The sequence below is a fragment of the Pseudomonas sp. 65/3-MNA-CIBAN-0223 genome, assembly GCF_040310425.1.
Classification (GTDB): domain Bacteria; phylum Pseudomonadota; class Gammaproteobacteria; order Pseudomonadales; family Pseudomonadaceae; genus Aquipseudomonas; species Aquipseudomonas gregormendelii.
Window position 1 is genome coordinate 124,646 of the sequence record NZ_JBEOPV010000015.1, and the last position, 10,555, is coordinate 135,200.

9 protein-coding genes and 1 rRNA gene are annotated in these 10,555 nt (G+C 60.8%); 4 read left to right on the forward strand and 6 right to left on the reverse strand.

All coding sequences use genetic code 11. From position 1 onward, the window contains the following. Window positions 1–139 precede the first annotated feature (139 nt). Window positions 140–874, reverse strand: a complete 735-nt coding sequence (locus AAEZ09_RS19345; RefSeq protein WP_350600397.1) for a thioesterase II family protein — start codon at window positions 872–874, stop codon at window positions 140–142. A gap of 86 nt (window positions 875–960) precedes the next feature. Further along, window positions 961–2,130: an MFS transporter gene (locus tag AAEZ09_RS19350; RefSeq protein WP_045058166.1), complete on the reverse strand. Its 1,170-nt coding sequence runs from the start codon at window positions 2,128–2,130 to the stop codon at window positions 961–963. A 184-nt stretch (window positions 2,131–2,314) separates the two neighbouring features. Between AAEZ09_RS19350 and AAEZ09_RS19355 the strand changes: the two genes are divergently transcribed. Continuing rightward, window positions 2,315–3,115 carry a glucose 1-dehydrogenase gene (locus tag AAEZ09_RS19355; RefSeq protein WP_045058165.1) on the forward strand — a complete coding sequence of 267 codons (801 nt, stop codon included), beginning with the start codon at window positions 2,315–2,317 and terminating at the stop codon, window positions 3,113–3,115. Continuing rightward, a complete protein-coding gene (locus tag AAEZ09_RS19360; RefSeq protein ID WP_350600398.1) occupies window positions 3,108–4,934 on the forward strand; it encodes a glycoside hydrolase family 15 protein in 1,827 nt (608 codons plus the stop codon). The genes AAEZ09_RS19355 and AAEZ09_RS19360 overlap by 8 nt, the downstream gene beginning before the upstream one ends. A gap of 38 nt (window positions 4,935–4,972) precedes the next feature. On the opposite strand, the gene AAEZ09_RS19365 is transcribed toward AAEZ09_RS19360, so the two are convergent. Continuing rightward, on the reverse strand, window positions 4,973–5,956 hold the full coding sequence (locus AAEZ09_RS19365; RefSeq protein ID WP_350600399.1) for a GlxA family transcriptional regulator: 984 nt from the start codon (window positions 5,954–5,956) through the stop codon (window positions 4,973–4,975). Between the two features lie 88 nt (window positions 5,957–6,044). Here AAEZ09_RS19365 and inhA point away from each other — a divergent pair, with 88 nt between their 5' ends. Continuing rightward, window positions 6,045–6,722: an isonitrile hydratase gene (inhA, locus tag AAEZ09_RS19370; protein ID WP_350600400.1), complete on the forward strand. Its 678-nt coding sequence runs from the start codon at window positions 6,045–6,047 to the stop codon at window positions 6,720–6,722. Window positions 6,723–7,193: 471 nt separating this feature from the next. Here the strand turns inward: inhA and AAEZ09_RS19375 are convergent, their stop codons facing one another. Next, window positions 7,194–7,682: an SRPBCC family protein gene (locus AAEZ09_RS19375; RefSeq protein ID WP_045058161.1), complete on the reverse strand. Its 489-nt coding sequence runs from the start codon at window positions 7,680–7,682 to the stop codon at window positions 7,194–7,196. Between the two features lie 204 nt (window positions 7,683–7,886). Here AAEZ09_RS19375 and AAEZ09_RS19380 point away from each other — a divergent pair, with 204 nt between their 5' ends. Continuing rightward, entirely contained in the window at window positions 7,887–8,291 is a 405-nt protein-coding gene (locus AAEZ09_RS19380; RefSeq protein WP_045058160.1) for a lysozyme inhibitor LprI family protein, read from the forward strand. Here the strand turns inward: AAEZ09_RS19380 and mrdA are convergent. Together mrdA and rrf are read right to left on the reverse strand one after the other, a co-directional pair. Next, a complete protein-coding gene (gene mrdA / locus AAEZ09_RS19385) occupies window positions 8,282–10,174 on the reverse strand; it encodes a penicillin-binding protein 2 (protein ID WP_350600401.1) in 1,893 nt (630 codons plus the stop codon). The genes AAEZ09_RS19380 and mrdA overlap by 10 nt on opposite strands. A 162-nt stretch (window positions 10,175–10,336) precedes the next feature. Next, window positions 10,337–10,452, reverse strand: a 5S ribosomal RNA gene (gene rrf, locus AAEZ09_RS19390). Window positions 10,453–10,555 lie beyond the last annotated feature (103 nt).

The window sequence follows — 10,555 nt, forward strand, 5'->3', positions numbered from 1 at the left end:
GTCCCTATAAAACGAATGCAGACCGGAAAAATTAGCGAATGAGAATAACTATCAGAGAGACGAGATTTGATGCGGAAAGTGGCTGCGCGGCAAACCAAAATGTGGAAGCGGGCTTGTCCGCTCCCACAAAGGCGTTGCATCAGACGCTGGCGACGATGGCGTGTCGGCGGTGGTGGATGTCGAGTTGATCCTTGATCAGCTTCAGCACCTTGGCCTCGTGTTCATGGATGAAGAAATGGCCACCGGCAAGCATGTCCACCGAGAAACTACCGCGGGTTTCCCTGCTCCAGCCAATCAACTGTTCGGTGCTGGCGCGATCGGCCTTGCCACCGAGGACATGCACCGCACACTTGAGCGGCGCACGCTCGACAGGTTCGAAGCGGCCGCACAGCAGGAAGTCGGCGCGCAGCACTGGCAAGGTCAGGCTCATCAACTCTGCGTTGGCCAGGACTTCCTCGCTGGTGCCGTTTAGGTTGCGCAGTTGCTCAATCAGCTCGGCATCGGATTTGGGCTCGGCGAAACCCCGGTCGTAGTCGGCGCGCATCGTCGGTGCAGCGGTGCCCGAAGCGAACAACGCTACGGGTTCCGGGCTACCCAGCGAACGCAAGGCATGGGCCATTTCACAGGCCAGCAGCGCGCCGAGGCTGTGGCCGAACAAGGCATACGGAGCCTTGAGAGTGACCAGTTGTTCCTCGGCCAATTGCCGCGCCAGTTGGCGCATGTCGGTGTGCAGCGGCTCGCCAAACCGTGCGCCGCGTCCCGGCAGTTCCACCGGTTGCAGCTTGATCCACTCCGGCAGCTTGCGCCGCCAGCGGCTATAAACCATGGCGCTCGCGCCTGAATAGGGCAGGCACAGCAATGTCAGCTGGGTCACCGGGCTCACCTCGATAGTTGTCTGGTTGGAGAACGTATGAGGCGGGCGGTGAATTAGTCGGCTAGCCATCGCGAGCAAGCTCGCGCCTACAATTTGCGGAAGCTCTGGATGGCCGAGCCCAGCACCACGGCGCCAGCCGCAATCGCCACCCAGAACCCGCTGGGTGCGCCAAATGCGTCCACCAGCCAACCCGAACTGGCCGCACCAATGGCCACGCCGATGCTCAAGCCGGTGACCAGCCAGGTCAGGCCTTCGGTCAGCTTCGCCGGGGGCACGATCTGCTCTACCAGAGCCATGGCGACGATCAGGGTCGGGGCGAAGAACAGCCCGGCGACGAATACCGCCAGGGACAGGCCGAGGATGTTGGTCGCCAGCAACAACGGCAAGGTCGTCACCGCCGTCGCCACGCCGCCGTAGAGGAACAGTCGCGGCAGCGGCACTTTCGAACGCAGTGCGCCGAACGCGAGCCCCGCCATGCACGAGCCGATGGCGTACACCGACAGCACAATGCTCGCCGTCGCCGGCTGGCCCTGATACCGGGCAAACGCCACGCTGACCACATCGATCACGCCGACAATAGTGCCCATGGCAACCATCAGCAACACCAGCAACCGCAGCTCGCCGGAGCGAATGATCGAGCCCTGGTGGTGCGCTTCGTGGGGATGAATCGCAGGTTCAGTCGCCCTCTGCAGGACAAATGCAGTCACGCCGATCGCCAACATCAGCAACGCCGCCAGCGGCCCGGCTTCAGGGAAGACCACCACGCATAATCCCACCGACAACGGGGGCCCGACGATAAAGCAGACTTCATCGAGCACCGACTCCAGTGCATAGGCGGTTTGCAGCTCGGGCTTGCCGCGGTATACCTCGGTCCAGCGTGCCCGCACCATGGCCGACATGCTGGGCATGCAACCGGCCAGCGCCGCGAACAGGAACAGTGTCCAGTGCGGGGCCTGCAGTCGAGTGCAGAGCAGCACCATCAGCAGCGCGCCGCCACCGATCAGCGCCGACACCGGGAGGATGCGGCGCTGGCCGAAACGGTCCACCAGACGGGAAACCTGTGGTGCGCAAAAGGCAGTGGCCAGGGCAAAAGTCGCCGCCACCGCCCCAGCCAGGCCATAGCCCCCCTGTAACTGCGAGAGCATGGTGATCAATCCGATGCCGGTCATGGAAATCGGCATGCGCGCGATCATCCCGGCCAACACGAAGGCTCTGCTGCCTGGGGCCCTGAACAGTTCGCGGTAGGGATTTGCCATGGTCTGACTGTCTCTGGAAGGGAGTGCAAATTGCCATAAGGCGGGGGGCGGGGAAGCGCTGAATTGTTGATTGAATGTTAAGGCCCCAGGATCAAAAGATCGTCCGATCTTTTGATCTGCTGGTGAACTCTTGAAGTCCGAAACCAGTCAGCTGATAAGGCCCTCAACTCAAGGCGCTAACCCTATGCTGATATCCCTGAACCAACAGGTCGCCCTCATCACCGGCGCCAGCTCCGGCATCGGTGCCGGCGCCGCCAAGGCCCTGGCCGCTGCCGGTGCTGCCGTGGTGCTCAACTATAACTCCCAGGCCGCCCCGGCTGAAGAACTCGCCCGGCAGATCAACGCGCAAGGCGGTCGCGCCATCGCCATCGGCGCGGACGTTGCCAAGGAGGAAGACGTCGAGCGACTGTTCGCGCAAACCCTCGAAGCCTTCGGCTCGCTGGATATCCTGGTGGCCAATTCGGGCCTGCAGAAAGACTCCTCGGCAGTCGACATGAGCCTCGCGGACTGGAACCAGGTGATCGGCGTGAATCTTACCGGCCAGTTCCTGTGTGCCCGCGCCGCCCTGCGAATTTTCAATCGACAGGGCATTCGCGAAGGCGTGTCCCGGGCCGCCGGAAAAATCATTCACATGAGTTCGGTGCACCAGCGCATTCCCTGGGCCGGCCATGTCAATTACGCCGCCTCCAAAGGTGGCGTCGACATGCTGATGCAGAGCCTCGCCCAGGAAGTCAGCCACCAGCGCATCCGCATCAACGGCATCGCCCCGGGCGCGATTCGTACCGCTATCAACCAGGCAGCTACTGAGGGCGCCGCTGCACAGGAACTGCTCAAACTTATTCCCTATGGCCGCATCGGTGACGTCGAGGACATTGCCAATGCAGTGGTCTTTCTCGCCTCCGATGCCTCTGACTACATCGTCGGCACCACCCTGTTCATCGACGGCGGCATGAGTCTCTATCCGGAGTTTCGCGGCAATGGCTGATCATCATCCCGAACGACAAAGCGCTATCGACGCCCACGGCATCATCGGCGACATGCGCAGCGCTGCACTGGTCAATGATCGAGGCAGCGTGGACTTTTTCTGCTGGCCGGAATTCGACAGCCCGTCGATCTTCTGCTCGCTGCTGGACACCCCCGACGCCGGGATTTTCCAGCTGGCGCCGGACTTGCCGGATGCGCGTCGGGAGCAGATTTACCTGCCGGACACTAACGTCCTGCAAACCCGCTGGTTGAGCGACCACGCGGTGGTCGAAGTCACTGACCTGTTGCCGATCGGCGACAGCGAGGACGACCTGCCGGTGTTGATGCGCCGGGTTCGCGTTGTCAGCGGTCGGGCGACCTTTCATATGCGCTGCGCTGTGCGACACGATTACGCCCGCGCCAGCACTCGCGCGCAGATGGCTGATCAGGACGTGGTGTTCGAGGCGACCGACCAGCCTGCCCTGCGCCTGTCCTCGGATCAGGTGATGCGCATCGACGCGGACGCAGCCGTAGCGCAATTCAGCCTGGAACAGGACCAGAGCGCGCAATTCATGCTCGGCGGCGTGGATGACCCGCGCTTTAAACAGGGCGCGGCGGACATGTGCATGGAGCGCACCCTGAAATTCTGGCGCGACTGGAGCGGCCAGTCCAATTACCGAGGCCGCTGGCGGGAGATGGTCAATCGTTCGGCCCTGGCGCTGAAGCTGCTGACTTCACGCAAGCATGGCGCCATCCTTGCGGCCGCCACCTTCGGCCTGCCGGAAACACCTGGCGGCGGGCGCAACTGGGACTATCGCTACACCTGGATCCGCGACGCCTCGTTCACTGTCTATGCGTTCATGCGCCTGGGTTTCGTCGAAGAGGCCAATGCGTACATGGGCTGGCTCCGTGGACGGGTCAGCGATTGCCGCGGCAAGTCGATGAAGCTGAACATTCTCTACGCCGTCGATGGCCGTCAGGAACTGCCGGAATCCGAGCTGTCCCACCTTGCCGGCCATGGTGGTGCAACGCCGGTGCGCATCGGCAATCAGGCTTACGACCAGGTGCAACTCGACATCTTCGGCGAGCTGATGGACGCGGTGTACCTGGTGAATAAGTACGGCGATGCGATCTCCCACGAGGGCTGGAAGCACGCGGTTGAGGTGGTCGATCAGGTCTGTGAAAACTGGCAGCACAAGGACGTCGGCATTTGGGAGATGCGCGGCGAACAGCATCATTTCCTGCACTCGCGATTGATGTGCTGGGTTGCGCTGGACCGGGCCATTCGCCTGGCGTCCAAGCGCTCGCTGCCAGCGCCTTTTGCGCGCTGGGATGAGACCCGACAGGCCATTTATGCGGACATCTGGGACAATTTCTGGAATGAAGAGCGGGGTCATTTCGTCCAGTATATCGGCGGCACAGCCCTGGATGGTTCGATGTTATTGATGCCGCTGGTGCGTTTCGTCAGCGCCAAGGATCCCCGCTGGCTTTCAACCCTGCAGGCTATCGAGAAAACCCTGGTGCGTGACGGCATGGTCTACCGCTATCGTAACGAGGATGCAGGAATTGACGGCCTGGAAGGCACTGAAGGTGCATTCGCAGCGTGCTCGTTCTGGTACGTCGAATGCCTGGCCCGTGCAGGCCAGGTGGAGAAGGCGCATCTGGAGTTCGAGCAGCTGCTCAGGTACGCCAATCCGCTGGGGTTGTATGCCGAAGAGTTCGACACCCGAGGGCGGCACCTGGGCAACACGCCGCAGGCCCTGACCCATTTGGCGTTGATCAGCGCGGCGAGCTTTCTCGATCGCAAGTTGAGTGGCGAAAAGAATTATTGGCAGCCATGATGAAGGCCTAAACCCCGAAGAAGCCCCCCAAGCCACGCTCAGGGCATTACTGGATCTGCTGCAGCGCTGATGCAAAAGCGTTCCCGATAGGCTTGCGGAGTTACCCCCATCGCCCTCAGGAAACTGCGCCTGAGGGTCTCTTCGCTACCGAACCCGCATTGCATCGCCACGCGCTTGATCGGCACACCGGTGTCGCTGAGCAACCTGCGCGCCGTTTCCACTCGAATCGACTCAATCGCCCGGGCGGGGGTCTGGCCGGTGTCGGCGCGGTAGTGGCGAACGAAACTGCGTTCGCTCATGCCGGCCTGGGCGGCGAGTGTTGGAATCCCCAAGTCCAGGGGAAGATTTTCGCTGATCCAGGCATGAAGTTCGTCAAAGCGGTTACCTTCTTTTTGCAACGACAAGGTCACGCTGAATTGCGACTGGCCACCGGGACGCTTGAGAAATACCACCAGCTGGCGGGCCACTTCCATGGCCATCTCGCGACCGAGGTCCTGTTCGACCATCGCCAGCGCCAGATCAATGCCGGCAGTGACGCCGGCCGAGGTCCACACCGGGCCATCGTTGATGAAGATCGGGTTGGGCTCCACCCGCAGCAACGGATGCTGCTGCGCCAACTGTTCGCAACGGGTCCAGTGAGTGACTACCCGCCGGCCATCGAGCCAGCCACTGGCGGCGAGCAGAAAAGCCCCGGTGCACACCGAGGACACGCGCCGGCAAAGGGCTCCGTGCCTGCGCACCCAGCTCACCAGTGCAGGGTCCTGAGCCGCTTCATACACGCCCCAGCCGCCGGCGATGATCAAAGTGTCGCTGGCCGACTGTGGGAGCGGTTCAGTTAGCATGGCCAACCCGGCAGAGGACATGACCGCCCCGCCACCGCTGGCGATCACCGTCGGTGCGTAGGGCGCTGGCAGGCCTTGCTGGCGCACGATGTCATTGGCCGAGGCAAACACTTGCAGCGGCCCGGTGACATCGAGCAACTGCACCTTGGCGAACGCGAGCACATGAATGACTTTAGGCATATTGGCGTAATTCGTGGGTTGATTGGCGTATGCGCCACATCCTAGAAGGCTAGAGTGAAGTCGTCCACCCACTTCATGAGAAATCACCATGGCGTTGCAAATTGGTTTTCTGCTGTTCCCACAGGTCCAGCAATTGGACCTGACCGGGCCTTATGACGTGCTGGCGTCCCTGCCGGACGTACAGGTGCATCTGGTCTGGAAGGACCTGGCGCCAGTGACCGCAAGCACCGGGCTGGTCTTGCAACCGACTACGACGTTCGAGGACTGCCCGGCTCTGGATGTGATCTGCATCCCCGGCGGCAGTGGCGTCGGGCCATTGATGGAGGATGAGGTGACGCTGGCGTTCATCAAGGCCCAGGCCGCCAATGCACGGTATGTGACGTCAGTGTGCACCGGCTCCCTGGTACTCGGCGCGGCGGGCCTAATCAAGGGCAAGCGCGCCACCACGCACTGGGCCTATCACGAATTGCTCAAGCCTTTGGGGGCTATCGCGGTTCAGGACCGTGTGGTGCGCGACGGCAACCTGCTGACCGGCGGCGGGATCACGGCGGGTATCGATTTTGCCCTGACGCTGGCTGCGGAACTGTTCGATGAGGGCACTGCGCAGTTGGTACAGTTGCAACTGGAATACGCTCCCGCGCCGCCCTTTGCTTCGGGCAGCCCGCACACTGCGCCGGCTGCAGTGCTGGAAGACGCCCGGCGCCGTGCAGCGCCATCGCTTGAGCAGCGAACGCGGATTACCGAGCGGGCCGCCGCCAGGCTGTAACCTCTTATTGTAGGAGCGAGCTTGCTCGCGAAAAATGAATGAACGCCGCGGGGTATCTGGCTTTCCGCGTTATCGTCGGAACGCAGCCCGGAACAAGCTCGCTCCCGCAGGGATCGCGGAGGCACCCATCGTCGAACGGCCGGTTTTGTACAGACGAAAAAAAACCCGCCGAAGCGGGTTTTCCCAAGACCATGTCGACTCCCTGTCGATAGCGTTCCGTGCTGATGGTCGATCGTCCCTGATCCCGAGGCACTTCCTGTGCCTCGGTTGATGGGGTAAGAATACGCATCGGATCCAAAATGTAACAGACGATATCAGTACCATAGCGTGTAGGACATTCGCTATAGCTGCTAGCGGGGAACCCTCGGCGCTCCCCTCGCTGAAAGCTGCAAACCTGGGACGCGGGGGTGATGAAGTTCTGCATAACTCAGCTGGCCCGGCGCTTCAACCGTGGCCAGAACCTGCGGGCATCTACTCTTGCTGGGGTTGCGGTGCCTTGTGGCTGATTTTGAGGAATTCCTCGATATTGTTCATCTGCTCATCCCAGCCCCGGCTGTCCATGCGGAATGCCTTGAGACGGCGCTCCTGGGGGATGTGATCGAAGCCGGACTCGGTGACCTTGAGCAACGTGCCGCCATCCATATCTTCCAGCTCGAACAACACCAGGGTGGTCGGCTCCTGGGAATAATCGATGTGCGGCTCCACGGCGTAGGGATGCCAGCGAAACGAGAACACCCGCTCCGGCTCAACTCGCTCCACGAGTACGTTCCACAGCAGGTGCTCATAACCGGGGTAAGTGATCTGCCCCTGGGTCCACTCACCGGCGACAAACCGCTTGCCCTCCAGTGCCACGCCAAACCACTGGCCGAAGGCTTCGGCATGGGCGATTACGCGCCAGACCTGCGAACGCGGGGTCCTGAGCAGGATTTTCCTTTGGATACGATCTGATGCTGGGTTCATAAGTCACCTCCTGTAATGAACAGTAGGCCTGTAAGACCACAAGACCAACCTTAAAGTTGTACCAAGCGCATGCTGTAATCAACCCATGGCGCTCATTCGGCTGGGAAATGACTGCAGCGCAGCGGCTTTTGCGCGACCGGTAACCGACTTCGGCGGGGTTCGCTACACTGCCCTTCTCTTTAAGATGTCATAGCGAGAACTCCCATGTACTCACGCTTTCTCCTGGCGCTGACGCCCCTGCTGTTTACCCACCTGGCCCTGGCCGCAGATTGCGATAACGCCACCGACCAGGCGACGATGAACCAGTGCGCCACCCAGCAGAACAAGGCAGCGGACAAGGAACTGAATGCGCTGTACCAGCAGATTACCGGGCGGCTGAAGAGCGATCCGGACCGCAAGAAGCTGTTGATCGGCGCGCAGCGCTCGTGGATTGGGTTCAGGGATGCGGAGTGCAAGTTTTCAGCTTCGGGGGTGGAAGGTGGGAGCGTTTACCCAATGATCTACGGTAATTGCATAACAGAGCTGACCCGCGCACGGGTGGAGACTTTCAAGAATTATTTGAAATGCCAGGAGGGCGATATGGGGTGTCCGGTGCCTGGTCAGACGTGAGGATCCCCGGGAGCCTTGCTCGGCGTGGCGTATTGCGGCTTGAGATGGCCCTCCTGATCGAGTAACCAGGCGTCCATGATCTGCCGCACCACCGGGCCGGCGACGCGACCACCGGCTTCACCGTTTTCAATCATTACCGAGATGACAATCTTCGGGTGCTCGGCTGGGGCGAAGCCGACGAACAAGGCATTGTCGCGGTTGCGTTCCAGCGTCTTCGCCCGGTTGTAGCGCTCGCCTTGCTTGATGGCGACCACCTGCGCGGTACCGCTCTTGCCGGCGATGCGGTATTGCGCGCCCTGCGCGGCCGCTCGGGCAATCCCTCGAGCGTCGTGCATGACCATCTGCATGCCGTGGTTGACCTGCTCCCAGTCCCGGGGGTCCTTGAGCAGGATATTCGGCATCGGGTGTTCGTCTACCGGGGCGACACCGTCTACGGTTCTGGCCAGATGTGGCCGGTTCCAAACGCCTTTGTTGGCGATCAAGGCGGTGGCCTGAGCCAGTTGCAGTGGCGTGACCTGCATATAGCCCTGGCCGATGCCGAGGATCACTGTCTCGCCCGGGAACCAGGGCTGGCGACGCGTAGCGCGCTTCCACGCCTGGGAGGGCATCAGGCCGGCAGACTCTTCGAACATGTCCAGCGAGACCTTTTCGCCAAGCCCGAACATGGCCATGTAGTCGTGCAGGCGATCAATGCCCAGCTTGTGGGCCAGGTCGTAGAAATACGTATCGTTGGAACGCATGATCGCTGCGTCCATATCGACCCAGCCGTCACCGCTGTGATTCCAGTTGCGGTACTTGTGATCGAAGTCCGGGAGCTGATAGTAGCCGGGGTCGAACACGCGGGTCTGGGGGGTGACTACACCGGCATCAAGGCCTGCGATGGCCACTTCAGGCTTGATGGTTGAGCCGGGGGCGTAGAGACCGCGTAGCACGCGGTTGAACAGCGGCCGGTCGATAGAGTCGTGCAGCGCGGTATATTCCTTGAAGCTGATGCCGGTGACAAACAGGTTGGGATCGAAGCTGGGTTTGCTGACCATCGCCAGCACTTCGCCGGTTGCCGGATCAAGTGCTACCACGGAGCCGCGGCGGTCTCCCAATGCTTGCTCGGCAGCTTCCTGCAGTTTGACGTCAAGGCTGAGCACGATGTTTTTGCCGGGGATCGGATCGGTGTGCTTGAGCACCCGCAACACCCGGCCCTGGGCATTGGTTTCGACTTCTTCATAGCCTACATGGCCGTGCAGCTGCGACTCGTAGAATTTCTCGATGCCGGTTTTACCGATCGACTGAGCGCCACGGTATTCAACCGTATCGAGCACCTTGGACTCTTTCTCGTTGATTCGTCCCACATAGCCGATGGAATGCGCGAAATGGGCGCCCATCGGGTAATGGCGAACAAACTGTGGTTCCACATCGATGCCCGGCAAGCGGAACTCGTTAACTGCAAGCACCGCGATCTGCTCTTCGGTGAGCTCATAGAACAACGTGACCGGCACGAACGGGTGCCGCACCTGCTTCATCGCCTTGTCGAACAGCGCGCGATCCTCGATCGGAAGGTGCAGGAGGTTGACCACCTGATCCAGCTCGTCTTTGACGTCTGTGGCGCGTTCACGGGTGATGGTCAGGTTGAAGCTGGGACGGTTGTCCGCAAGCACCACGCCGTTGCGGTCGTAGATCAAGCCACGGGTCGGGGTGATCGGGAGGACATGGACGCGGTTGTTTTCCGAGATCGTCGAGTGGTAGTCGAATTCGAGTACTTGCAGCACATACAGGCGCACAACCAGTGCGCAGGAGATCGCCGCAACGAACAAGGCGCAGGCCATGAGTCTCCTGTTGACCAGGCGCGTCTCTTTTTCGTGGTCTTTGATCGGTATCGGTTGGGGCATTTCTGCAGGAGCTCTATGGATATGAAAAGAAGTGCCGGTCCATAGGCGTTGCTAGCAGTTCCTTGAAAAACGAGGTGCACCTTACCAAAAAGTGCCGAAGATTTCCTGCGGACAAAAACAAAACCCCTACCTGCATACGCAGATAGGGGTTTCGGAATTTAATCTTGACGATGACCTACTCTCACATGGGGAAACCCCAAACTACCATCGGCGATGCATCGTTTCACTGCTGAGTTCGGGATGGGATCAGGTGGTTCCAATGCTCTATGGTCGTCAAGAAATTCGGGTACTGAGTCGTGGCCAGCTGGCCTCGCTTCAGCAAATTGGGTATGTGATAGCTTTCGGTGTTTGCAAGAGTCGAACTTTCGGTTCATTTCGTCT

What these genes read in the sequence shown, in the direction of transcription:
- AAEZ09_RS19350 (WP_045058166.1), bottom strand. Translation starts at nt 2,130, where the DNA reads ATGGCAAATCCCTACCGCGAACTGTTCAGGGCCCCAGGCAGCAGAGCC.
- AAEZ09_RS19355 (WP_045058165.1), top strand. Translation starts at nt 2,315, where the DNA reads ATGCTGATATCCCTGAACCAACAGGTCGCCCTCATCACCGGCGCCAGC.
- AAEZ09_RS19360 (WP_350600398.1), top strand. Translation starts at nt 3,108, where the DNA reads ATGGCTGATCATCATCCCGAACGACAAAGCGCTATCGACGCCCACGGC.
- AAEZ09_RS19365 (WP_350600399.1), bottom strand. Translation starts at nt 5,956, where the DNA reads ATGCCTAAAGTCATTCATGTGCTCGCGTTCGCCAAGGTGCAGTTGCTC.
- inhA (WP_350600400.1), top strand. Translation starts at nt 6,045, where the DNA reads ATGGCGTTGCAAATTGGTTTTCTGCTGTTCCCACAGGTCCAGCAATTG.
- AAEZ09_RS19375 (WP_045058161.1), bottom strand. Translation starts at nt 7,682, where the DNA reads ATGAACCCAGCATCAGATCGTATCCAAAGGAAAATCCTGCTCAGGACC.
- AAEZ09_RS19380 (WP_045058160.1), top strand. Translation starts at nt 7,887, where the DNA reads ATGTACTCACGCTTTCTCCTGGCGCTGACGCCCCTGCTGTTTACCCAC.
- mrdA (WP_350600401.1), bottom strand. Translation starts at nt 10,174, where the DNA reads ATGCCCCAACCGATACCGATCAAAGACCACGAAAAAGAGACGCGCCTG.